Raw genomic sequence first — 22,034 nt, 5'->3', positions numbered from 1 at the left:
TACCTCCTCGATGAACTCCCTGACATGACTCCATCCTTCCCAAGGAACGGAGTCTCCGGACACGCCGGGGGGATTCACTGATCCGTTCGAACATGTAACAGCGTGCGATTCTGGCGCGCGCCGGCCTTGCTCCCGGAGTAGCAGTGCTTCGACAGATGCGAGCCCAAGCGTCGTCCGGCAGTAGCGCTGCGTAATCCAGTCGCCGACGCCGCGCGTAGTCGATCGGGATGTCATGGTCGCGCACGTAGGACGCCATTCGCAGTAGAGCAGCGCGAATGTCGGTCCATTGCGGGTGTTTTTCGAGTAGCTGCAACACCCGCGATACCGCCGAACTGTTGACCCGACTGCCGATCAGTCGGGCTGCGGCGCTGAGATTCAGCTTGCTACCGACAAGCAACAACGCAACCGACAACGCAGGGGCTAAGTAGCGCTGGTGGCAAGTGGGATGCGCTAAGCGTAGGGACCACTCCGCCCAAAGAACGCCCGGCAGTCGGCAAGTCGGCGCGCTTTCGCACTCTGGGACGGCGGGCATCGGCGCGCCGACACGGTAGCGAAGTTGATCGCTGACCTTGAGCATCGGCCCGAGGGCGGCAAGCTGCACTCCCGCCAGCACTGCTGAGGTACGTCGTCCCCAACCCAGTCTTGTTCCGGTCACGACAAATCCGCGGTCGCGGGATGAGGCGACGAGCCAGCGCAGTCGGTCACCTGCGGTCGCCACGTCGGGCGCTTCCAACACCTGCAACGCGACAACCACTCCTGCTGCCGTCATCGCAGACCATGCCGGTGCCGCGAGCGCTGGGCGCACAGTGGGCTGCGCGCGACGACGAGTTGGTAGCTGCGCGCGCGCACTGGCCTCTCGATGCGCTGCGGCCAAGTCTGCCGGCAGAACGGTACTCAGTTCTCTTGGTGTCGCATAGGCCAACGCCCGCCCGGCGATAGCTCGAATATCAGCCAGCACAGCAAGCCGGGCCTGCGGCACCGCCTGATAGACGCCGAAATCACCAGTCTCGGAGTCAATCACCGCGTTCACCAGTAACTGTGCTCGAACGACTGGGTGGTCGTCGGCGTCGAATTCGGTAGCGGGAACGGTCGTCAGGTCCGCGTGGCACCTGTCCGCGCCGCGTCCCACAGCCTCGCCGGAGGGCTGGCCGCAGTGTCCCGGTTGAGGAATTACGTCATTGATGTGCGTGCGGCGGCGCTGAGCAGTGCCGCATCGTGGACAGGCGTCGGCAAGCAAGCAGCGGTGTTTCGTGCAGGCGAACGTCCAGCCCAGCCGCCATGCCAATTGCCATCTTCCACCGGTCTGTGCCAAACACATTGGACAGAACCGTGATGAGTACCCCGCGCTCCACGGAAATGCTCGATTCAACGTCCCGGCGTCAGTATTGATGCGCAACGCCGCGCCTGAGTACCGGGACAGCGTCATAAGGTCCAGCTGCTCTCGGCTGATGCCAGTTGCCTCGGTGATCCTTGCCCCTGCGGCAGCAGAGAGCTGGACTATCCAGGGGCCGCGACGCTCGCAGCGCGATGCGTCCAATCCGACGGCGGAAAGCAAGTCGCCAAACGCGGATTGAGTGCGGTGCGAGACCGCTTCAAGCCACGAGTCCAACGCTTCCCCGTGGATTGGGGCGAGGCGGACCGGGAGCGTTCGCACCGCGCTCATCCGGCTTTGCCGATCCTGGTTGTCAGCCGTTGCGCGTTGAAGGCTGCCTCCAGTTCCTGCCGAGCCTTCTCCGAGGCGGCATCGTTTTTGACTTGATCCATCAATTCGCGCGACAGGTACTCAGCACCGGTGCGGACCGCCCGCTGACAGCCGCGGTTGATCAGTGTCATCAAGGATCCGATGTGCCCGGTGCTGCGGGCGAACAGGTAGTCCGACAATTCGTCTGCCAGCATTCCGGGGCGTTTCTCGGCCAGGACGACACGCTGCTCGATCGCGAGCAGCATCTGGCGCCACTCCCGACGCCGGTCATCGGTGTCGATCTCGAACAACCGCATGTCCAGTTTGGTGGTGCGCCGCCCCGTCTGGGCGATCACCGCGTCCTCGTATGAATGCCCCTCAGAGAACAGACCCCTCTTCGTCAGCCCGACTCCGACGAACACCAGCGTGACCGGGAACTCGTTGGCGATGTACTTGAAGTGGTTGCTGATCTCCACGCCGACGGTGTTGCGCCATCGCAGGAAGTGCAGATCATCGACGATCAACAGCTTCGTTTCGCACGACAGCACGCAGTCCAGCGCGCGGTGGGCGAAATGGGCGGCATTGCCGCGAGTCGTACCTGGGTGGGCGAAGAACGCCAGCATCGCCCGGTTGAACTCGACCATGCCGGTGTTGCCGGTCAGGCCCACTCGGCACACCGGCCAGCGTTCGGCGCCCGCGTCGGTTACGGTGCCCTGCTCGTTCACCTCCCGGCGGTGGAATTTCTTGGCGAAGTCCAGCACCGAGGTGGTCTTGCCCAAACCCGGGAACGCCTCGATCGCGACGGCCCCCTTGGCTTTGTCCCCGTCTTGGGCATTGCTGTCGACGATGTCCCACAGGTCCTCATGCAGAGCAGCCAATTGCGGTGTTCTGATCGGGCCGAGGTTGGCGTGCCACTTGCGGCGTTGACGGTTGTAATCGTCGAATGCTTCCTCGCTCAGCGACCTGAGTTGGCCGCGGCTCAGGGGCTCCGGTGGTATGCGGGCAGCGGTGTTCACGAAGCGCTGCCACCCCTCCTTGCGCGCCAAGGTCAGGTTGTCCAGGCGGGCGTTGTTCTCGTGGGGCGCGAGATCGTACTTCGCCATCACGCGTCCCTCAATGCGTCGGCGTAGAACTCGTCAGTCTCGATGAGGTCGTCCTCGGTGTCGTCGTCGCCCGTCTCGGGGTCCGGCTCATCAGCGATATGGTTTGCGTCCTCCGCGGGGGGAGGCTCGGCTGTGGCGAGCACGCGTGCGACTGAGGGCAGGGTGGTGACCGGGTCTTGGGGCTCGGCCTGGTCCAACATCGTTTCTTCGCGCGAAAGTCGCAACGCCATTCGGCGCTCCGCCGGTGTTGTGCCCAACCCGAGATTCCATCGCTCCAACAGGTCCGCGACCGCGATTCGGTCATCGGGATAGGTGTACTTCGATGCGGCGAGCTTGCGCGCGAACTGTAATGCGTCCTCGCTGAGCGGCATCTGCAACGACGGTGCGTGCTCCCACATCAACGTGTGCCACTCGCGGGTGTCCGGATCACGGAAATAGGCGCGGGTGACGTCATCCGGGTCGTAGTGGATTGGCCAGCGGCCCTTGACTTTCCCTGTGTACGGGCTGCTCATGTTGCGGTAGGGATCCAGACCTGTTCCGTTGTAGCGGCGGCCAAGGTCCACCCCGTAATGTTGGATCTTCCGAAACTCCACCTTCAAGAACTCATAGGCTAAATCGGGATCACGCGGCACCTCGATATAGCCGGCGCGCGCGACCCCATGCTCGAACATCTGCGCCGGGGACATCTGGAAGCCGGGAACGCGCGGATCGATCAGACTGTGGTGTGGGCGGTGGTGATACACCACCGCAACCCACTCGCGGATGATTGCCTCCAGCTCGTCGAGGTAGAAGAAGGCCTCCGATTCCGGGTCCAAGCCACGGGAGTGCACGTCCGGGCCTTTGTAGCCTGGCAAGATCTGCAACAGGCCCTCTCGGATGGTGCGGAAGAAACGCTCTACCGGACCCTTGTCCCGGCCGGTCCGCAACCGTGCGGGCTGGATCGAGATTCCCATCCGCTGGCACACGCTCGTCAGATGATCTGAGACATAGATTTTGCCGTGGTCAATCACAATGGTTTCCGGCACGATCGCCGGTCCCGCGGCACCCGGGCGTTCGACGGCGCCGACGTCGAGGAGCACTGATCTTGGCACACCGTGCTCGGGCCACACCGCGTGCGGTGGCCAGTCCTTGCCGGCCGGTCGTGGCCGATACGCCTGGTACAGGACTGCGGCTGCGTCCACTGACTTCGTAGACACCGGCGTCACGCGAATTCCGGTGATGCAACGGGTGTACCAGTCCATTCCGACCGTCAGCTCCGCCTGCACCCACCGCAAGGTGATCGGGTCTAGCGCGAACACATCCAATCGAGTGGTATCCATCAGCAAGTACTCACCCGGGCGGGTCGGGCGCAGCTTCCCATACACACCGCTGGGACGGTCGGCGATGTCGCGGTTTCGTTTCGTGCTCAGCCGAAACGTCGGGTACCGGTTCTCTAGCTCAGCCAGGACACGGAATGCGGTCGCCCGAGACGGCAACGCCACCGCGTCTTCGCCGAATCGTGCGACGACCCTGGCGTTGACACGTTTTATCACCGCCGTCTGCGATGGCCGCGACTGGTCCGTGTGCTCCACCATCACTTCGACCGCGATCTCGGCCCAGCGTGGATCGACCTTGCTTCGCATGCCGACAACCTGTTTGGTGGGCCTCGGCACCAGTCCTACCTCACCATGCTTCCGATAGTCCGCGACCCACTGGCTGACCGTGCGTGAAGTGACGCCGGCCTCGGCAGCCTTCGCGGCGTACCGCTCCATCAAAGGGAGATGAGGATCGAACTCAGTTCGCGGTTCGTCGTGGGCCGCGAGTTCTGGGTGACCGGAGCGATAGCCAGTCAAGACCTCCCGAACGTGGGCGGCCCGCGTGCGCGCAGTGTCCAGCTCAAGGTCAGTGAGTTCTGCAAGGATGACTGCGGCCGCATCCGGTTGACCGTCAACGTCGATGCGGTCATCCACGATTCGAGCACGGCCACCATCGAGAAGCTCACGTAATGAGATACGCGACAATCGCTTTCCGGGGCCGACGCGCAATGTGAGGCTCACCCCGGTGTCGCCGGGGTGCAGCTCGACTACCTCGGCTGCATCGCCCTCGAAAACAACCCGCGTCCCAACACCGATCCGAACAGCCGAATCAGATCGTCTCATCAGTTCTCCTGGCTCAGTGTCGAACTCGATGTCAAGGGTTGACGCAGGTCAACGCGGAGTTCCTGCAACCACAACAGGTGGAACAAGGCCGCTCTCCTCAAAGGTCGGGGCCATTCCGACGACAGGTCAAGCACGCTGTCGATTGAAAGGCCGTCGATTGAGCAATTCCGCAGCCCTGCCAGGAGCTCCCCCGTGAACCACGCCTCCCGACGAAAACCTGCAAGGAATCGAATGTTGGCCAACAGCACTGGCTCAGGCTCGGTCCACACTTCGTAGACCCACCCACGGTCTTCAATTGCCGATCGAGTCCAGGCGAAGGTGTCCACGACCTCCGGTTGCGACAGCCGCCGGCGCGGCTTGACGTCGATAACTTTCGGCCCACTATCGGTGATCAGCAAGTAGTCGGGGATGTGCCTGGTCGTGCGGCCCCTGGAGTCGCAACTCAGCATGAACGGTTGCGCGCAGATACGTCGGACGGTCCGATCGAAATCGGCAAACAGCAACTGAGTCAGCTCCAACCGGGACTCGTAGATGATGTGCCGGCGCTCGGTTGCCGACCAATACGTGCCCGAGTAGTGCTTTTGGCCTGCGTACCAACGAAACTCACGCCACGGATGAGCGTCCACAAGGACATCCGGATCGGCGTCAACTAGTGGGGTTGAAGACTCTCCAGCATTCGGGGCGGTTCGAAACCGTACCGTGGTGGTCGCAGCGGTCGTAGCCGCCGTAACCATGTTCCGTCTGCTACCGCTCTGTCAGACGTGCGTCCAGAGTCATGCCCACAGCGTGGCACCTGTTCGCCTGGGTCCTCCGCAAGCACATCGGCGTGTCTCATCCAAACTTCAAACTTGAAAACCGTTTGAAGTCAGTCATGAGATTTTGAAGTCGCCCGTGAGAACCTACAGAGAGACTCCCGCTACCGCGCCATATTCGTAAACCGCGACAGGTGCAGCTGATGCGCCACCGTGACCGTGGAGGTGGGCCCGTTGCGGTGCTTGGCCAAGATCAGGTCCGCCTCGCCGCCACGCGGGTCGTCGCGGTCGAACGCGTCCGGGCGGTGCAGCAGCACCACCATGTCGGCGTCCTGCTCGAGGCTGCCGGACTCGCGCAGGTCGGCCAGCATCGGCTTCTTGTCGGTGCGCTGTTCTGGACCGCGGTTGAGCTGGCTGATGGCGATCACCGGAACCTCGAGTTCCTTGGCCAGCAGCTTGAGGTTTCGGGAGAATTCCGAGACCTCCACCTGCCGGGACTCGAACTTCTTGCCCGAGGTCATCAGCTGCAGATAGTCGACAACCACCAACCGCAGGTCGCTCTTCTGACGCAGCCGGCGGGCCTTGGCCCGAATCTCCATCATGGTCAGGTTCGGCGAATCGTCGATGTACAGCGGCGCCTCGCTGATCTCGCTCATCCGGCGGGCCAGGCGGGTCCAGTCGTCGTCGCTCATACGACCGGAGCGCATGTCGGCCAGCTTGATCTTCGCCTCCGCCGACAGCAGCCGCATCACGATCTCGGACTTGCTCATCTCCAGCGAGAAGATGACGCTGGCCATCCGGTTCTTGATCGAGCAGGACCGCATGAAATCCAGCCCCAGGGTGGAGTTGTGCGTGGGGATCATCGACCGGCCGGACAGATACAGGTGATCCGGGTTGTCGACCTCGACGCAACGCACCGGGACGCTGGCCACCGGCCGTACATCGACGATGAACCGGGACCTCGAACGGACGGTGCTCGCGCTCGCCCGGCGCTCCTTGTGGGCCAGGACCTTTCTGGGAAGTGCGAACACCCGGTCATCGGTGGAAAAAGTCAATGTGTACGCGGTGCTGGAGGCTTCGGTGTGGCCGTTGACGCGTTTGGTCGAGGTTTGGCAGCGGTATCCGAGGCTGACGATCAGCTCCTTGACATCCTCGACGAGCTGCCGGTTGGTCACACAGAACTGCACTGTCCCACCGGACGCGACCGTGCCATCGGTGTCGAGTAGCCCGGCCAACAACGCTCGGCGTTGCGGTTCCGCGGCGCGTAGGTAATCCGTCGGGATGTGTTTGTCGCCAAGCACACCGATGGCGCGCAGCCGTGCTTGGAGGGTCCCCACCGCTGAATGGCACGTTTGGCAGAGGCGCAAGCCTGCCGAGGGACCGCCACAGCGCGGGCAGGTCGGAGCCGCCACCGCAGGTGAGACAAACCTTGCCCGACCTCCGCACGAGCGTCCGCAGCACCGTACTTGGCTGGTGTGCGGGATGAACGATTTGCCGCAAACGACGCAGGAACGCGGCGCCGGCTGCTCCCCTACGCCCAACCGCAGCTGGTACCGATACGGCGCCGACGTCGAAGGCACGGCCCGGATCCCCTCGCCCTCGATCTGCATGACGATCTCCGGGTCGACGGTGGTGATCTGGGCCGCCGCGCTGGTCCCGTCACCCAGCCAGGCCCCCAGGGTGTAGGGCGGAACCAGCAAGTCGCGGCTGGGCAGATCCAGGGGCAGGGCATTCGCGACGGAGTGGTTGGGCCGCCGGTCGCCGGTCGCGCAGCGCAGCGTATCGGCGACCTCCCGGGTGGTGCGCACCGCCGCACCGCGCTGGTCGCCGGCACCTCGGGCGGCGCGGCGCGACACCCGCGTCTCGGTCAGCCACTGGTGCTCGGCGTCGGCGACGATCACCGAACCGTCGGAGAACTCGACTTCGAAGCAGGGCCGATCGACCATCACATCGGTGGCGGCCACCACCCGGGTCGGCCGGCCGTCGCCGTCGAGTAGGTGGTCACCGACGGCCACCTCGCCCATCGTGGTCCAGCCCGTCGGGGTGGGCAGGGGCGTGTCGAGCGCCAATGCCTTGCCCATGCCCGGGCGCGCCGCGACGATGATCATCTGCCCCGGGTGCAGGCCGTTGGTCACCTCGTCGAGGTCGGCGAAGCCGGTCGGCACGCCGCGGGCCAGCCCGCCGGAGGAGGCGATCGCGTCGATCTCGTCCATGGTGGGCTGCAGCAGCTCCTCCAGCGGGACGAAATCCTCGGCGGTGCGGTGATCGGTGACCTCGTAGATCTCCGCCTGGGCCCGGTCGACCACCTCGGCCACATCGGCGCCCTCGGCCCCGGCGTAGCCGTACTGCACCACCCGGGTGCCGGCCTCCACCAGCCGGCGCAGCAGCGCCTTCTCCGCGACGATGCCGGCGTAGTAGCCGGCGTTGGCCGCGGTCGGCACGGTCGAGATCAGCGTGTGCAGGTACGGCGCGCCGCCGACCCGGCGCAGCAGCCCGCGCCGGTCGAGTTCGGCGGCCACGGTGACCGCGTCGGCGGGCTCACCGCGACCGTAGAGGTCTAGCACGGCGTCGTAGATGTTCTGGTGGGCGGGTCGGTAGAAGTCGCCCGGGCGCAGCCGCTCGAGCACGTCGGCCACCGCATCCTTGCTCAGCAGCATCCCGCCCAGCACCGACTGCTCGGCGGCCATGTCCTGCGGGGGCTGCCGGCCGAAGTCCTCACTCGGCGGCGCGTCGGCGGGCATGCCGGAAGATCCACGGTCGTCGACAACGGCCATTCCCGTCATTCCCTCCCTTCCTCAACCCGCCCCGGAGCCATCGAACCGATATTCGAACCCGGTGTTCCGCAGCGTAGATCGCGGCTCCGACACGCTGGTCTCACCGGGCCGGCCCCTGCCCGCCGCGTTGAGAGTAGAGGTTGCTGACGCCCCCACCAAACGCCCCTGTTGATGAACCTGTGGAGGACCTGTGGATAGTTGCCGCTCACCTTGTTGGGGGGTTGGGGACAACCTGTTGAGCATTCCCGCGTCCGCCACGATCACCGCAGGTCAGTCCTCCACACCCCGGTGTAGCAGCTGTGGATGGGAAACGCCTCGGCGTGTCGGCAAGATGGCCGTCTCGGGCGTGTTGCGTGTCCCGCGGCCGATGCTCGGATGAACAACCGGTTAGGTTAGCTGACCAATTCTCCGACCGGCGAGTTCGCTGCGCGGGGCGGCCGGTCCGGGGCGGCGAACAGCGGGGTGGACCGTCAGGCGGTCGCGGCCTTGGCGCCGTCGGCCACCACGTCCAGGGCGACCTCGACGGTCACCTCGGGGTGCAGCACCGCCGACACGCGGTAGCCGCCGACGGCCTTGATGTGGCCCTTGGGCATGCGCACGATCCGCTTCTCCAGCGGCGGCCCGCCGGCCTTCTTGATCGCGCCGACGATGTCGGCGGCGGTCACCGAGCCGAACAGCTTCCCGGTGTCAGCGGCGGTCTTGACCGGCAGGGTGACGGTGCCCAGGCCGTCGATGGCCGCTTTGATCTCCTGGGCGTGCTCGAGGTCGCGGACCTGCTTGGTCTCCCGGGCCCGGCGGATCTCGTCGGCCTGCTTCTGGGCGCCGCGGGTGGCCTGAATCGCCAAGCCGCGCGGCAGCAGGAAGTTGCGGCCGTAGCCGTCCTTCACTTCGACGGTGTCGCCCGCCGCGCCGAGGTGATCGACATCGGTGGTCAGAATCAGCTTCATCGTTTCGTCTCTTCCGTTCCGGCTAGCGCGTCGAGGAGGTGAACGGCAGCAGGGCCACCTCGCGGGCGTTCTTCACCGCGATCGCGATGTCACGCTGGTGCTGGACACAGTTACCGGTCACCCGGCGGGCACGGATCTTGCCGCGCTCACTGATGAACGTGCGCAGCAGGGCGGTGTCCTTGTAGTCGATCACCTGGTCCTTCTTGGCGCAGAAGGCGCACTTGCGGGTTTTGACCGGCTTCTCCGGTGCCGGGCGCCGCTTGTTGGACTTGGCCATGGGTCAATCTCTTTCGTTCTGTGGTGTCTGAGGGTGCGGCCGCGGCCGCGCCATGAGTTCTAGAAGGGCGGTTCGTCGTCGCCGCCGCCGAAGGAGCCCGACGCCGGGGCGCTGCCCCACGGGTCCTCCGCCGGTGCCCCGCCGGCCGCGCCGCCGGAGGCCGCCGGCCGGGGGCCGCCGCCGCGGCTGGCCTTGGTGACCTTCGCGGTGGCGTAGCGCAGGGAGGGCCCGATCTCGTCGACGTCGAGCTCGTAGACGGTGCGCTTCTCGCCCTCCCGGGTTTCGAACGACCGCTGCTTGAGTCGACCGGTGACGATGACCCGCGCTCCGCGGGTCAGGGTCTCGGCGACGTTCTCGGCGGCCTCCCGCCAGATGCTGCAGCGCAGGAACAGCGCCTCGCCGTCCTTCCACTCGCCGCTCTGCCGGTCGTAGATGCGCGGCGTCGAGGCGACCGTGAAGTTCGCGACGGCCGCACCCGACGGGGTGAACCGCAGGTCCGGGTCGGCAGTCAGGTTTCCGACGATGGTGAGTGTGGTGTCACCAGCTGCCATGGGATCCTCCTGGGTTTGGCGGTTTGAGCGGGAGCCTACGCAGCCGCTCCGACGTAGTCGACGGTCAGTGCTTGTCGATGCGCATCACCTTGGTGCGCAGCACCGCCTCGTTCAAGCCCAGCTGACGGTCGAGTTCGGAGACGGTCGCCGGCTCGGCTTTGACGTCGATGACGGCGTAAATGCCCTCGGCGTGCTTCTGGATCTCGTAGGCCAACCGCCTTCGGCCCCAGATGTCCACCTTGTCGACGCTGCCGCCGTCGTTGCGGATGACGTTCAGGAACGTCTCCAGCGACGGGGCCACGGTGCGCTCGTCAAGGGTGGGGTCCAGGATGACCATGATTTCGTATGGACGCATGGGAACCTCATCACCTCCTCTGGTCGTCTACGGCCACGGGGAATCCCGCGGCAGGAGGGTCGCCTGCGTCGGCAACGGGCCAAGGTTACAGCAGCCGCCGCCGACCTGCGAAATCGCGGGTCGGTGACCGTCAGGTGCGGATCTTGTCCGCGATCTGGCGGGTGATCTGCACCGCGGTGTCGCCCGGGTCGGCCGCACAGGTGTTGACGTCGACGATGATGTTGTTGCGCACCGCCATCGCCCGTCCGCAGCCCCAACCCTCGGGGGGGCCGTTCTGCTGGGTGGAGACCGTGCTCAGCAGACCGTCGGTGTTAGCGATCGGGCCGGGCGTCCACTCCGAGCCGCTCTGCACGTGGATGTACTCCTGGCATTCGCCCCACTGCTTGGCCGACGCGTCGAAGAAGGCCTTCGCCTGCTTGGCCGACGGGAAGAGCACCACCGCCTCCTGGGCGTAGTGCTCGAAGTTGGCGCTTTCGGAGAACGTCAGGTCGCGCACCGCGCTGAAGCCGCTGTCGGCGTAGACCTGCGCTTGGGCCGCGGCGTCGATGGCCAGGCACTCGCGGGGTTCCATCGTGTCGGCGTCGTCGGACATCGCGATGCGGTTACGGGTTACCGCCATCTCCTGTGCGCCCATGACGGCGTTGATCTGCTCGGTGTTGAGCATGAGGTCGTTCAGTGCGCCCTCGGCCACCGGGCGGGCCGTCGTCGTGGTGGGGGTGGTCGGCGATTTCTCCGCGTCGGCCTTGCCTTTGTCGCCTCCACAGCCCGCGACGATCAGGCAGGCACCGGCGAGCCCGGCGAGAGCGGTCATACGACGGCGCATAAGTTCATCTCTCCGTTTCTGTCCTCGTCCTTCCGCACCCGGCGCGGGCACCGCGGTCAGCGGTTCGCGCGTGGTCAGCCTAACGCCAACGGCCGGCCGACTTGGGCCGGAACGGTGGGACCGGCGCGCCATCGCCGCCGGGCCTCAGCGGCCCGCGGCGGTACCGGCCGGCACCGCGGGCGGAGCCGCCGGGTGCTCGGGTGGCTGCACGGGGCGATCCGGCCGCGGCCGCAGCCAGGCGGGCAGCCGGCTCGCGGGGGCGTCGGGGGCGCCGTCGAAGACGCCACCGGCCGGGTCGTCCACCCGGCCGTGCCAGCGCACCAGGTCCTGCTCCGGGCGGTAGATCTGGCGGATCACCAGCGCGCACAGCGCCAACACGGCGACATCGCGGACCAGCACCGTTGCGGTGAACCACTGCTCGGGCAGGCCGTGGTTGTGCTCGCCGAACAGGTAGTACATCCGCGGCACCCAGACCACCGCGTCGATCGTCATCCAGGCCAGCAGGATCCGCCGATGCGGCAACGCCAGCACCGCCAGCGGCACCAGCCACAGCGAGAACTGCGGACTCCACACCTTGTTGGTCAGCAGGAACGCCGCGACCACCAGGAACGCCAACTGCGCGACCCGTGGACGCTGCGGCGCGGTCAACGCGATGTAGGCGATCCCGGCGCAGCAGAGCAGGAACAGGACCGCGACGACGGTGTTGAGCACCGCAGGCGGTTCCCAGAAACCCAGGTCGGGGTCGAAGCCCCGCCATCCGGTGAAGGAGGCGACCACGTTGTACAGCGAATCGAGGTCCGCGTCGCGACGACGGTTGAGCCGGAAGAACTCCAGCCACCCGGCCGGGAACAGCACCATGATCGGCAGGTTCACCACCAGCCACGCCGCCACCGCCGCGATGACCGCCTGCGCCGCCTGCCGGTACCTGCCGGTACGCACCGCCAGGATCAGCACCGGCCCGAGCAGCAGGACCGGGAAGAGCTTGGCGGCGGCCCCCAGCCCGAACAGCGTCCCGGCCAGCACCGGGCGCCGGCGGGCCCAGGCGAGCATCCCGCCGACCGCGAACGCCACGGTCAGCGCGTCGAAGTTGGTGAAGGCCTGAAAGATCAGCAGCGGGGACGCGGCCACCAGCGCGGCATCCCAGACCCGCCGGCCGGCCAGCCCGGCACTCGCCCAGACGGTGACCAGCCAGGCCAGCGCCAGGCCGAGGGCCACGATGTTGAAGAACATGACGACTTCGGCGACCACCGGCAGCGCGAAGAGCTTGCTCGCCGCGGTGTAGGTCTTGGCCAGCGTCATCGCCACGTATTGGTACATGCCGGTGAGCACCGGGTACTCCATGTGCCGCACGGCGATCTCACCGTCGTAACGGTGCTTGGGCTGCCCGGCGTCGTCGGTCTCGATCCAGCTGGACTTGTAGGGCAGTTCGCCGCGCTCCAACAGTTCGGCGCCGTAGAGCGGGACGGTGTCGGAGTAGCACAGCTGGTAGTAGGCGCGCTGCCCTTCCCAGTTCGCCACCTGGCGGTCGGCGGGCCCGTCGCCGCTGCTCTGCAGGCACGGCGCTTTGGTGGTCCAGCCCAGCGCGAGCACCGCCAGCGCGATCGCGAACATGACCCGCACCGGGGTGAAGAACCGGGCGCGGCCGATCAGGGCGTGCCGGCCCACCGGGCCGCCGATCGTGTCGGCCAGCGCCGCACCGAGCACGTCGGTGCGGCTGGGCAGGTCCCGCTCGTCGGCGCTGCGCCGGTCCGCCGCAAGTGGTTGCGGCGAGACCGTGCGGCGCGGATCGTCGGCCATCACGGTGGCGGTGGCGGCGCCCCGGGCGGCGGCGGCTCCGGGGCCGGCGGCGGAGGCGGCGGCGGCTGCTCCCACGGCGGCACCCACGGCGGCGGCGGGGGCGGGAACCCCGGCGGTGGCGGTGGTGGGAGCCCCGGCGGGAACCCCGGCGGCATCTCCGGCGGGGGCGCCTCGTCGGTCGGCTTCGGCGGTGGCGGCGGCGCGGCCGGTACCCCGGCGTAACCGCCCACCTCCGCGGGCTTCGGGAACGATTCGTTGTCGGTGCCCTGCAGGGCGCCGTCCATGGTGGCCTTCCAGATGTCCGACGGCAGGCTGGAGCCCCACACCGGCGACCCCCACTGGTTGACCAGGGGTTCGTCGTCCTTCACGGTGCCCACCCAGACCGCCGTCGACAGCGATGGCGTGTAGCCGACCATCCAGGCGTCCTTGTTGTCCTTGCTGTCGCCCAGCTGCACGGTGCCGGTCTTGGCGGCCGATTTGCGGCCGCCGGCCAGGTTGTGCCCGCGCGAGTACCCGGCGATCGGCTCCATGGCGGCGGTGACGTTGTCGGCGACCGCCTCCTCAATGCGCTGGTCGCCCTCGTTCTCGGTGGTCAACGCGTCGAACAGCACCTGCCCGTCGGCGTTGACCACCTTCTGGACGAAGTGCGGACGGTGGTACACCCCGGAGGCGGCCAGCGTGGCGTAGGCGGAGGCCATGTCGATCACCCGGGTCTGGTACTGCCCGAGCACGATGCCGTTGTTGGGCGGGCCGCCCTTGCCGTCCTCGGAGAGGGTGTGGGCGACCCCGGCGAAGCTGTCGGCCACCCCGGCCCGGTGCGCGGCGTCGGCGACGTCCTCCGGCCCGTTCTTCAACTTCAGCATCAGCCGGTAGTAGGAGGTGTTCAACGAGCGCTTCAGCGCTTCGGCGATGTTGCAGGTGCCGCAGCTCTCGCCCTCGACGTTGCCGATCTCGATGCCGTTGACGGTCAGCGGTGAGCTGTCCACCTGGTAGCCCAGGCCCATGCCCTGTTCCAGCGCCGCCACCAGGGCGAACACCTTGAACGCCGAGCCGGTCTGCAGCCCGGCCTGGGCGAAGTCGTAGCCGGTGCCGTCGGCGCCGCCGTAGTAGGCGCGCACCGCACCGCTGCGCGGGTCGATCGAGACGACCGCGGCCCGCATGTCCTCGTCCTGGTCCTGGAGGTACTTCTCCACCGCGTCCTCGGCGGCCTGCTGGTCGTTCGGGTCGATGGTGGTGGTGATCTGCAGGCCCTCGGTGTTGAGGGTCTGTTCGTCGATGTCGAACAGGTCGAGCAGTTCGGCGATCACCTGCCGTTCGATCAGCCCGTTGGGCCCGGCGGTCTTGTTGTCCGAGCGGGCCTGGTCCGGCGGGATGGTCTCGGGGAACTGCTGCTCGGCGCGGTCGGCCGGGGTCAGCGCCTTGATCTGCACCATCCCGTCGAGCACCCAGTTCCACCGGTCCAGCGCGCCCTCCGGGTCGACGGCGGGGTCCAGGGTGGACGGGCGCTGGATCAGCGCCGCCAGCAGCGCCCCCTCGGCGACGTTGAGCTGCTCGACCGGTTTGCCGAAGTAGGCGTTGGCGGCCGCGGCGATGCCGTAGGCGCTGCGCCCGAAGTAGATGATGTTGAGGTAGGCCTCGAGGACCTCGTCCTTGGACCACTGCCCGGACATCTTGGCCGCGATGACGAGTTCCTTCGCCTTGCGCACCAGCCCGCCCATCCCGGTGCGTTGCGAACCCACCAGCGCGTTCTTCACGTACTGCTGGGTGATGGTCGATGCGCCCTGGGTGTAGCCGCCGAACACGTTGTTCTTGATCGCGCGGCCGAACGCGCTGATCGAGAAGCCCGGATTGGAGTAGAAGTTGCGGTCCTCGGCGGCCAGGACCGCGTTGCGCACGTGCTCGGGAACCTGGTGGATGTCGATGTCGACCCGGTTGCCCTCCGGCGGCACGATCTTGGCCAGTTCGGTGCCGTCGCTGGCCAGGATCGTCGACACCTGCGCGGTGCGGATGTCGCCGGGTTCGGGCACCTTGACGATCAGGTATGCCATCGCGAACGTGATGATCGGCAGCAGAACGGCCGCTGCGACACCCAGATAGCACAGGCGTCGCACCAGGCGCCAGTTCACCGCGGGGGCGCGTCGTGCCGAGGCTCGCCGATGGCCGCCGGTCGGGCGGTTGTCCGGCGGTTCGGCCGGCTCGCGTGGCGGCTCCGCGGGCCGCTCGCGGCGACGTTCGGCGGCGGCGGGCGCGTTCAGCGCGGCGGTGACCGCCTCGATCGGATCGCGCAGCTTCTCCGGGTTCTCGTCGGTGACGCGCGGGATCAAGGTGGTGTCCCGGTCGTGCGGCGGGCGCGCCTGCGGGCCGCCCTCGCGGCGCGGCGGCGAACCGGGCCCGGGACGGTCGGCGCGATCGGAGCGGTCGGGTCGATCGCTGCGGCCGCGGTCACCGGACGTGGGTGTACCGCCGCCCAGGTGCCGGGCAGCCCGGTCACGGTCGGAGTGTGGGGAGTCCGGTCCGTCGTTACTCACTGGCGGTGCGGGCCCCGTTGCGCGCGGTCCGGGTACGAGAGCCCTTCGGCGGGCGCGCCGCCCCGAGCACGTACGACTTCACCAGGTGGTTCCAGCTGCATGTCCGGCAGACCTCCACCACGTGCACCGAGAACTCGGTGTGCCGGGACGCCAGCAGCACCAGCTCCTCGGCGCTGCGCGCCGACCCCGACACCGCGCCCAGGTGATCGCCGAACACCCACGACACCAGCGTCAGCTGCTCCTTGCGGCAGATCGGGCAGCTGACCGAACTGGTCTTGCCGTGATACTTCGCGGCACGCAGCAGGTAGGGGTTGGCGTCGCAGACGTCGAAGACGCCGGTCCGCCCGGAATACACCTCGGCCAACAGCGCGCGGCGCTGTAGCGCGTATTCCACCACCTGTCGCTGCAGTCGCACGCAGACCAGAGTACGACCTGTTCCGACCGGCCGCGCCGTGACGACCGTTCTGCCCGCTCATGGTGTCGCCGACCCGGGCCATCCGCACCTCCGCTCCCGCTGACCGGCCGCCGCCCGAGCCGTCCCGGCGATGCGCCCGATATGACAAAAAATATATCGGAGCGATACTATTGCCGGTACTGTCGGGCCGAATCGTTCACGCGGCCGCAAAAGAGTAGATCAGGGAGGTGACTCGTGCTTGAACTGGCCATCCTCGGCCTGCTGCTCGAGTCGCCCATGCACGGCTACGAGCTGCGCAAGCGGCTCACCGGCCTGCTGGGGGCGTTCCGCGCCTTCTCCTACGGTTCGCTCTACCCGGCGCTGCGGCGCATGCAAGCCGATGGCTTGATCGCCGAGGACGCGGCGCCCACGGGCACCCCGGTGCGCCGGGCGCGCCGCGTCTACCAGTTGACCGACGCCGGCCGGCAGCGGTTCTCCGAGCTGGTGGCCGACACCAGCCCGCAGAACTACACCGACGACGGCTTCGGGGTGCACCTGGCGTTCTTCAACCGCACCCCGGCGGAGGCGCGGATGCGCATCCTCGAGGGCCGTCGCCGCCAGGTGGAAGAACGCCGGGAGGGTCTGCGTGACGCCGTCGCGCGGGCCAGCAGCTCGTTCGATCGCTACACCCGCCAGCTGCACCAACTGGGGCTGGAGTCGAGTGAACGCGAGGTGCGATGGCTCAACGAGCTCATCGCCGCCGAACGGGTGGCACAGGGCCAGACCGATCAGCCCTAGCCGCAACACAAGCCCCATAACGCAAGCCCCACAACACAAAGCAATGGTCGACCAATCAACCGGCCGCACCACAGTAGGTAGGAGAAGGAGAACGTCCATGAGTGAGCAAACCGGCGCTGGTGCGTCGTCGGAGGTGCGGGTCGCCATTGTCGGCGTCGGTAACTGCGCGGCCTCGCTGGTCCAGGGCGTCCAGTACTACCGCGACGCCGAGGAGACCGCCACGGTTCCCGGCCTGATGCATGTGCGGTTCGGCGCCTACCACGTCCGCGACGTCAAGTTCGTCGCCGCATTCGACGTCGACGCCAAAAAGGTCGGCTTCGACCTCTCCGAGGCCATCTTCGCTTCGGAGAACAACACCATCAAGATCGCCGACGTGCCGCCGACCGATGTGATCGTGCAGCGCGGCCCGACCCTTGACGGCATCGGCAAGTACTACGCCGACACCATCGAGGTCTCCGACACCGACCCGGTCGACGTGGTCAAGGCGCTGCGCGACGCCGAGGTCGACGTGCTGGTGTCCTACCTGCCGGTGGGTTCGGAAGAGGCCGACAAGTTCTACGCCCAGTGCGCCATCGACGCCGGGGTGGCGTTCGTCAACGCGCTGCCGGTGTTCATCGCCTCCGACCCGGTGTGGGCCAAGAAGTTCGCCGACGCCGGCGTCCCGATCGTCGGCGACGACATCAAGAGCCAGGTCGGCGCCACCATCACCCACCGGGTGATGGCCAAGCTGTTCGAGGACCGCGGCGTGCAACTCGACCGCACCATGCAGCTCAACGTCGGCGGCAACATGGACTTCCTGAACATGTTGGAGCGCGAGCGGCTGGAGTCGAAGAAGATCTCCAAGACCCAGGCGGTCACCTCCAACCTGCAGCGCGAGTTCAAGACCAAGGACGTTCACATCGGCCCGTCCGACCACGTCGGCTGGCTCGATGACCGCAAGTGGGCCTACGTCCGGCTGGAGGGCCGCGCCTTCGGCGACGTGCCGTTGAACCTGGAGTACAAGCTCGAGGTGTGGGACTCGCCGAACTCGGCGGGCGTGATCATTGACGCCGTGCGCGCCGCCAAGATCGCCAAGGACCGCGGTATCGGCGGCCCGATCGTGCCGGCCTCGGCCTACCTGATGAAGAGCCCGCCGCAGCAGCTCCCCGACGACGTCGCCCGGGCGCAGCTCGAAGAGTTCATCATCGGCTGACGATCTCCACCCGCGCGGCGGGGCGGAGCACCGGCACGGTCGCTTTCGGCTCGTAGAGTCGGGGTATGTCCCGTCCCGACCGTCCGCTGCGCATCGGTGTCCAGCTGCAACCCGAGCAGGCCCCGCACTACGGCCTACTGCGGGACGCGGTGGCCCGCTGCGAGGATCTCGGCGTCGACATCGCCTTCAACTGGGATCATTTCTTCCCGCTCTACGGCGATCCCGACGGCCCGCACTTCGAGTGCTGGACGATGCTGGGCGCCTGGGCCGAGCAGACCGCCCGGATCGAGATCGGCGCACTGGTCAGCTGCAACTCCTACCGCAACCCCGACCTGCTCGCCGACATGGCCCGCACCGTCGACCACATCGCCGGGGGCCGGCTGATCCTGGGCCTCGGCGCCGGTTGGAACCGGCGCGACTACCGCGAATACGGTTACGAGTTCGGCACGCCGGGCAGCCGGCTCGATGATCTCGCCGAGTCCCTGCCCCGCATCACCGGGCGTCTACAGCGGCTCAACCCGCCGCCCGTCCGGCGGCTGCCGGTGCTGATCGGGGGCGGCGGTGAGCGCAAGACCCTGCGGTTGGTCGCCGAGTACGCCGACATCTGGCACAGCTTCGCCGACGCGGGGACCCACCGCCGCAAGGTGGCCGTACTCGACGAACACTGCGCCGCCGTCGGCCGCGACCCGGCTGAGATCGAATGGTCCGCCGCGGTCGGCGGGGACACCGGCGGCCGCGACACGACCGCACTGGTGGCCGAGGCCGAGACGCTCGCCGACGCGGGTGTCACGCTGTTCACGGTGGCGACGGCCGGGCCGGACTACGACCTGTCGGGTGCGGCCGCGCTGTGCCGCTGGCGCGACACCCGGTGAAAGGCATGCGCGTCCTGCTCGCGGCGCTGCTGACCCTGGCCGCGCTGTGCTGGCCGGCGTCGGCCGCCGCCGTGCCCGACCAGTGCGCCCCGCCCGGACCGGACAGCGCCACCCCGTTGCCGACGAACCTCACCAACACCCCCGGTGTGCCGGATCGCGATACCCACACCACGGCCGGCGCCGCGGCGCCGGCCGACATCGACGTCGGCGCGCTGCGGCTGGCGGTGCCCGGCACCCTCACCGTGGGTACGTTGTCCGACGCGCCGCCGACCAGCTGTATCGACGCCGCCGGCCAGTACAGCGGGTTCGACGACGAGCTGCTGCGCGCGGTTGCCGAAAAACTCGGCCTGGCAGTGAATTTCGTCGGCACCGATTTCTCCGGGCTGCTCGCGCAGGTCGCCGCCGGCCGCTTCGACGTCGCGTCGGCCTCGGTCGCGGCGACCGACGCCCGCAGACGCACCGTCGGCTTCACCAACGGCTACGACTTCGGCTACTACTCACTGGTGGTCCCGCCCGGCTCACCGCTGACCGCCATGGACGGGCTCAGCGCCGGCGACCGGATCGGGGTGGTTCAGGGCACCATCCAGGACGCCTACGTCGTCGACGTGCTCGGCCTGCAGCCGGTGAAGTTCCCCGACTTCAACACCGTCTACGCCAGCCTGAAGACCCGCCAGATCGACGCCTGGGTAGCGCCGGCGCATCAGGCCCGACAGCTGGTCCAGCCCGGCGACCCGGCGGTGATCACCGCCAACACCATCAGCATCGACACCTACGTCGGATGGGCGGTGGCCCAGTCCAATCAGCCGCTCATCGACGCGCTCAACGCCGGTCTGGACGCGGTGATCGCCGACGGCACCTGGGCGCGACTGTATTCCGAGTGGGTGCCCCGCGAACTCCCGCCGGGCTGGAAGCCCGGCTCGCGCGCCGCCCCGGCGCCCGACCTGCCCGATTTCGCGGCCATCGCCGCCGACCACCCGCGCCGTCCCGCCGCGACCGTGTCGGCGCCGGCCTCCACCCTGGCCCAACTGCGGGCCGCGTTCTTCGACTGGGAGATGTACCGCCAGGCGATCCCGGTGCTGTTGACCACCGGCCTGCCCAACACCCTCATCCTCACCGTCAGCGCGGCCGCCATCGGCGTGGTCCTGGGTATGGCGCTGGCCGTCGCGGCGCTGTCGCGGCGGCGCTGGCTGCGCTGGCCGGCCAGGGTGTACACCGACATCTTCCGCGGCCTGCCCGAGGTGGTGATCATCCTGCTGATCGGGCTGGGACTGGGTCCGGTGGTCAGCGGTGTGACCCACAGCAACCCCTACCCGCTGGGCATCCTCGCGCTGGGGTTGATGGCCGCCGCCTACGTCGGGGAGATCTTCCGCTCCGGGATCCAAAGCGTGGACCCCGGGCAGCTCGAGGCGGCCCGGGCGCTGGGCTTCTCCTATCCGGCCGCGATGCGACTCGTCGTTGTCCCGCAGGGCATCCGGCGGGTGCTTCCCGCGCTGATGAACCAGTTCATCGCGCTGTTGAAGGCCTCGGCCCTGGTGTACTTCCTGGGCCTGCTGGTCGGCCAGCGGGAGCTGTTCCAGGTCGGCCGCGACCTCAACGCCCAGACCGGTAGCCTCTCCCCGCTGGTGGCCGCGGGCCTGTTCTACCTCGCGCTGACCGTCCCGCTCACCCACCTGGTCAACGTCATCGACACCCGGATGCGCCAGGGCCGGACCCGGCGGCGACGCGACGACCTGATCACCCTCACTGCGGGACAGGAGATGACGTGACCGGAACCGCGGTGTCGCTGGCAGCCGACGACCTGCACCTGGCACTCGCCGGGCAGCCGGTGTTGCGCGGCATCGACCTCGAGGTGCCCGCGGGCAGCACCGCGGCGGTCATCGGGCCGTCCGGCTCCGGCAAATCGACGTTGCTGCGGGTGCTGAACCGGTTGCACGAGCCGGACCGCGGCGACATCCGCCTCGACGGCCGTTCGGTCCTCGCCGACGATCCCGACCTGCTGCGGCGCCGAATCGGCATGGTGTTCCAGCAGTTCAACCTGTTCCCGGACCGGTCCGTGGCCGCCAACGTGATGCTCGGGCCGCGCCGGCTGCTGCGGCTGCCGTCGGATGCGGCCCGCGAACTGGCGTTGACGCAGCTGGACCGGGTCGGGTTGAAGGACAAGGCCGACGTGCGGCCCGGTGCACTCTCCGGCGGCCAACAGCAGCGGGTGGCGATCGCCCGGGCGTTGGCGATGTCGCCGCAGGTGATGTTCTTCGACGAGCCGACCTCGGCGCTGGATCCGGAGTTGGTCAAGGGGGTGCTGGCCCTCATCGCCGATCTGGGCAGCGACGGGATGACCATGGTCGTGGTCACCCACGAGATGGCGTTCGCCCGGTCGGCGTCGGACCGGGTGGTCTTCATCGACCACGGCACGGTGCTGGAATCCGGCCCCCCGGAACGACTGTTCGGCGATCCCCGGACCGACCGGCTGCGCCGATTCCTGTCCCAGGTTCTCTGACCTGCACGATCACCAACACGTTAGACTGGCGAACTATGGCGACGAGCGATGCCGCCCCACCGGAGGTGGCGGAGCTGGCGGAAGGGCTGCACCGAGCCCTGACGAAGCTGTTTGCGATCCTGCGCCGCGGCGACACCAGCCGCGACGCCACCGGTGACCTCACCCTCGCCCAGCTGTCGATCCTCTACACGCTGCTGTGCCAGGGACCGATGCGGATGACCGAACTGGCCGCCCACGAGCGGGTCCGCACCCCGACCACCACGGTGGCGATCCGGCGGCTGGAGAAGATCGGCCTGGTGAAACGGTCCCGCGACCCGTCCGATCTGCGCGCGGTGCTCGTCGACATCACCCCCGAGGGGCTGGCCGTCCACCAAGAGTCGCTCAGCAACCGGCAGGCCGCCCTGGCCGGCATGCTCGACCAGCTCAGCGCCGCCGAGCGCGAGGCGCTCACCAAGGCGCTGGCCCCGTTGAAGCGCCTGGGGGCCGCCGATCCGGTGCGCAGCGACCCGCCGACGGTGCCACCCGCCGACGCCGATGCGACCGAGGACTGACCGA

At 68.0% G+C, this 22,034-nt stretch carries 19 protein-coding genes; 6 read left to right on the top strand and 13 right to left on the bottom strand.

Going from position 1 to position 22,034, the window contains the following annotated elements:
- The 13 genes from AWC30_RS18305 to AWC30_RS10025 all read right to left on the bottom strand — a co-directional run.
- On the bottom strand, positions 1-1,663 hold a 1,663-nt coding region (locus AWC30_RS18305; protein ID WP_085110067.1), incomplete at its 3' end, for a TniQ family protein.
- Positions 1,660-2,784, bottom strand: a complete 1,125-nt coding sequence (locus tag AWC30_RS10080; RefSeq protein WP_085110058.1) for an AAA family ATPase — start codon at positions 2,782-2,784, stop codon at positions 1,660-1,662. The genes AWC30_RS18305 and AWC30_RS10080, both read right to left, overlap by 4 nt.
- The gene (locus AWC30_RS10075; RefSeq protein ID WP_085110057.1) at positions 2,784-4,922 is read right to left on the bottom strand and encodes a TnsB C-terminal domain-containing protein; all 2,139 of its coding nucleotides are present in this window, start codon (positions 4,920-4,922) and stop codon (positions 2,784-2,786) included. The genes AWC30_RS10080 and AWC30_RS10075 overlap by 1 nt, the downstream gene beginning before the upstream one ends.
- Complete coding sequence (locus tag AWC30_RS10070; protein ID WP_085110056.1) at positions 4,922-5,548, bottom strand: TnsA-like heteromeric transposase endonuclease subunit; 627 nt, start codon at positions 5,546-5,548, stop codon at positions 4,922-4,924. Before AWC30_RS10070 ends, AWC30_RS10075 begins: the two co-directional genes overlap by 1 nt.
- Positions 5,549-5,838: 290 nt before the next feature.
- Positions 5,839-8,448 carry a replicative DNA helicase gene (gene dnaB / locus AWC30_RS10065; protein WP_085110066.1) on the bottom strand — a complete coding sequence of 870 codons (2,610 nt, stop codon included), beginning with the start codon at positions 8,446-8,448 and terminating at the stop codon, positions 5,839-5,841.
- A gap of 470 nt (positions 8,449-8,918) precedes the next feature.
- On the bottom strand, positions 8,919-9,395 hold the full coding sequence (rplI, locus tag AWC30_RS10060) for a 50S ribosomal protein L9 (protein WP_085110055.1): 477 nt from the start codon (positions 9,393-9,395) through the stop codon (positions 8,919-8,921).
- Between the two features lie 22 nt (positions 9,396-9,417).
- Positions 9,418-9,672, bottom strand: coding sequence for a 30S ribosomal protein S18 (gene rpsR, locus AWC30_RS10055; protein WP_066851808.1), 255 nt, complete (start codon positions 9,670-9,672; stop codon positions 9,418-9,420).
- Between the two features lie 59 nt (positions 9,673-9,731).
- Complete coding sequence (locus AWC30_RS10050; RefSeq protein WP_085110054.1) at positions 9,732-10,223, bottom strand: single-stranded DNA-binding protein; 492 nt, start codon at positions 10,221-10,223, stop codon at positions 9,732-9,734.
- Between the two features lie 64 nt (positions 10,224-10,287).
- Positions 10,288-10,578: a 30S ribosomal protein S6 gene (gene rpsF / locus AWC30_RS10045; protein WP_066851812.1), complete on the bottom strand. Its 291-nt coding sequence runs from the start codon at positions 10,576-10,578 to the stop codon at positions 10,288-10,290.
- A 130-nt stretch (positions 10,579-10,708) separates the two neighbouring features.
- A complete protein-coding gene (locus AWC30_RS10040) occupies positions 10,709-11,389 on the bottom strand; it encodes a sensor domain-containing protein (RefSeq protein WP_234808023.1) in 681 nt (226 codons plus the stop codon).
- Positions 11,390-11,545: 156 nt separating this feature from the next.
- Positions 11,546-13,198, bottom strand: a complete 1,653-nt coding sequence (locus tag AWC30_RS10035) for a glycosyltransferase family 87 protein (RefSeq protein WP_085110064.1) — start codon at positions 13,196-13,198, stop codon at positions 11,546-11,548.
- Positions 13,198-15,669 (bottom strand): transglycosylase domain-containing protein, encoded by a 2,472-nt coding sequence (locus AWC30_RS10030; protein ID WP_085110065.1) that lies wholly within the window; start codon positions 15,667-15,669, stop codon positions 13,198-13,200. Before AWC30_RS10030 ends, AWC30_RS10035 begins: the two co-directional genes overlap by 1 nt.
- Before the next feature lie 49 nt (positions 15,670-15,718).
- Positions 15,719-16,141 (bottom strand): DUF5318 family protein, encoded by a 423-nt coding sequence (locus tag AWC30_RS10025; RefSeq protein ID WP_085110052.1) that lies wholly within the window; start codon positions 16,139-16,141, stop codon positions 15,719-15,721.
- Between the two features lie 234 nt (positions 16,142-16,375).
- Here AWC30_RS10025 and AWC30_RS10020 point away from each other — a divergent pair, with 234 nt between their 5' ends.
- The 6 genes from AWC30_RS10020 (at position 16,376) to AWC30_RS09995 (ending at position 22,030) form a co-directional block, all read left to right on the top strand.
- Positions 16,376-16,918: a PadR family transcriptional regulator gene (locus AWC30_RS10020; protein WP_085110051.1), complete on the top strand. Its 543-nt coding sequence runs from the start codon at positions 16,376-16,378 to the stop codon at positions 16,916-16,918.
- Positions 16,919-17,015: 97 nt separating this feature from the next.
- Positions 17,016-18,110 carry an inositol-3-phosphate synthase gene (locus AWC30_RS10015; RefSeq protein ID WP_085110050.1) on the top strand — a complete coding sequence of 365 codons (1,095 nt, stop codon included), beginning with the start codon at positions 17,016-17,018 and terminating at the stop codon, positions 18,108-18,110.
- Between the two features lie 65 nt (positions 18,111-18,175).
- Entirely contained in the window at positions 18,176-18,982 is an 807-nt protein-coding gene (locus tag AWC30_RS10010) for an LLM class F420-dependent oxidoreductase (RefSeq protein ID WP_085110049.1), read from the top strand.
- Positions 18,983-18,987: 5 nt separating this feature from the next.
- On the top strand, positions 18,988-20,748 hold the full coding sequence (locus AWC30_RS10005) for an ABC transporter substrate-binding protein/permease (protein WP_085110063.1): 1,761 nt from the start codon (positions 18,988-18,990) through the stop codon (positions 20,746-20,748).
- Positions 20,745-21,479 (top strand): amino acid ABC transporter ATP-binding protein, encoded by a 735-nt coding sequence (locus tag AWC30_RS10000; protein WP_085110048.1) that lies wholly within the window; start codon positions 20,745-20,747, stop codon positions 21,477-21,479. The genes AWC30_RS10005 and AWC30_RS10000 overlap by 4 nt, the downstream gene beginning before the upstream one ends.
- A 35-nt stretch (positions 21,480-21,514) precedes the next feature.
- A complete protein-coding gene (locus AWC30_RS09995) occupies positions 21,515-22,030 on the top strand; it encodes a MarR family winged helix-turn-helix transcriptional regulator (protein WP_085110047.1) in 516 nt (171 codons plus the stop codon).
- Positions 22,031-22,034 lie beyond the last annotated feature (4 nt).

The sequence above is a fragment of the Mycolicibacillus trivialis genome, from assembly GCF_002102395.1.
In the GTDB taxonomy this organism is placed as follows: Bacteria; Actinomycetota; Actinomycetes; order Mycobacteriales; family Mycobacteriaceae; genus Mycobacterium; species Mycobacterium triviale.
Note: the sequence above shows the minus strand (reverse complement) of the source record. Positions and strands in the feature narration are given on the sequence as shown.

Bases quoted from the DNA above. Each gene is read 5' to 3' on its own strand.
- AWC30_RS10080 (WP_085110058.1), bottom strand. From the start codon at position 2,784: ATGGCGAAGTACGATCTCGCGCCCCACGAGAACAACGCCCGCCTGGAC.
- AWC30_RS10075 (WP_085110057.1), bottom strand. From the start codon at position 4,922: ATGAGACGATCTGATTCGGCTGTTCGGATCGGTGTTGGGACGCGGGTT.
- dnaB (WP_085110066.1), bottom strand. From the start codon at position 8,448: ATGGCCGTTGTCGACGACCGTGGATCTTCCGGCATGCCCGCCGACGCG.
- rplI (WP_085110055.1), bottom strand. From the start codon at position 9,395: ATGAAGCTGATTCTGACCACCGATGTCGATCACCTCGGCGCGGCGGGC.
- rpsR (WP_066851808.1), bottom strand. From the start codon at position 9,672: ATGGCCAAGTCCAACAAGCGGCGCCCGGCACCGGAGAAGCCGGTCAAA.
- AWC30_RS10050 (WP_085110054.1), bottom strand. From the start codon at position 10,223: ATGGCAGCTGGTGACACCACACTCACCATCGTCGGAAACCTGACTGCC.
- rpsF (WP_066851812.1), bottom strand. From the start codon at position 10,578: ATGCGTCCATACGAAATCATGGTCATCCTGGACCCCACCCTTGACGAG.
- AWC30_RS10040 (WP_234808023.1), bottom strand. From the start codon at position 11,389: ATGACCGCTCTCGCCGGGCTCGCCGGTGCCTGCCTGATCGTCGCGGGC.
- AWC30_RS10035 (WP_085110064.1), bottom strand. From the start codon at position 13,198: ATGGCCGACGATCCGCGCCGCACGGTCTCGCCGCAACCACTTGCGGCG.
- AWC30_RS10015 (WP_085110050.1), top strand. From the start codon at position 17,016: ATGAGTGAGCAAACCGGCGCTGGTGCGTCGTCGGAGGTGCGGGTCGCC.
- AWC30_RS10010 (WP_085110049.1), top strand. From the start codon at position 18,176: ATGTCCCGTCCCGACCGTCCGCTGCGCATCGGTGTCCAGCTGCAACCC.
- AWC30_RS10005 (WP_085110063.1), top strand. From the start codon at position 18,988: ATGCGCGTCCTGCTCGCGGCGCTGCTGACCCTGGCCGCGCTGTGCTGG.
- AWC30_RS09995 (WP_085110047.1), top strand. From the start codon at position 21,515: ATGGCGACGAGCGATGCCGCCCCACCGGAGGTGGCGGAGCTGGCGGAA.